1 protein-coding gene is annotated in these 1,007 nt (G+C 48.2%); it reads right to left on the minus strand.

Translation table 11 applies throughout. The features are described 5' to 3' along the window. Positions 1-5 precede the first annotated feature (5 nt). The coding region (locus tag LOK41_RS28210) for a reverse transcriptase domain-containing protein (RefSeq protein ID WP_241819383.1) at positions 6-1,007 on the minus strand (1,002 nt) is incomplete at its 5' end.

Genomic DNA, 1,007 nt, shown 5'->3' on the forward strand with positions numbered 1-1,007 from the left:
CACTTTCATCGGTATCCCTCTGCACTTTTAAGGGAATGGACTTTCCAGTCCCAGTAGAGCCCCAGTACACCATAGAGATATTCATTACTCCATCTCTGCCATCCGATACTACGCTTTCGTCGCCGTTTCCTTCTTGTCAGCAGTGTACGGATTTTCATCTCCGTATAATCACGCACTTCGCTAAATGCTCCGCTGGAGTTTCCAACTCGAAAGTAGTTCACCCATCCTGTTAGTACTGCATTGATTTGTTTTACTAAGTCTTGTGCTGTTTTGGCTCCTGCGTTTTGAATGAGTTCGCGGATTCTTGCTTTCACTGCCGTACGGGCTTTCTTCTTTGGGGTCATGCATATGAAGTGTCGGGTCTTATTTCGGTTCAGTACTCGCCTGAAATCAAATCCCAGAAAGGCAAAAGACTCTCCCTGTAAGACATCGACCATCCGAGTTTTCTCAAGATTCAGTTCAACTCCCAAAGGCTCCAATTGTTCCTGCAGTCGTCGCAGTGCCAGTTCAGCCCACCCCCGCTTACTGGAGTGTCCACTTACGGTGATAACCATATCATCGGCAAATCGGTGATAGTTCACAGCTTCATAGTTGCCTTCCGTCGTTTTACGCCGAATGGCATCAAATGTCCAATCTACCTCATTCAAGTAGATGTTTGCCGCTAGTGGCGAGAACGGTCCCCCTTGCGGGACTCCAATCTTTCCTGTCGCTTTTACCACCTGTTTTACCAGGCGCATAACTTGGTGGTCTTGGACACGATTTGCGATTTTCCTCAGTAGGATGTTATGCCGGATTGTATCAAAGTAACGTGACAAATCAACATCAATGACTGTGGTCATACGACGCAGCACACTGCGTCGCACTTCTGCCAGCGCTTGATGCGGGGAGCGTTTTGGTCGGAATCCGTAGGAATTTGGGCAGAAATCAGCCTCAAAGATAGCTTCCAATATGAGTTTTAGCGCTCCTTGGACCACACGGTCCCGTATACACGGGATTTGCAGTGTCCG

It is taken from the genome of Bacillus sp. TL12 (genome assembly GCF_022625245.1).
Taxonomy (GTDB): Bacteria; Bacillota; Bacilli; order Bacillales; family Bacillaceae_G; genus Bacillus_A.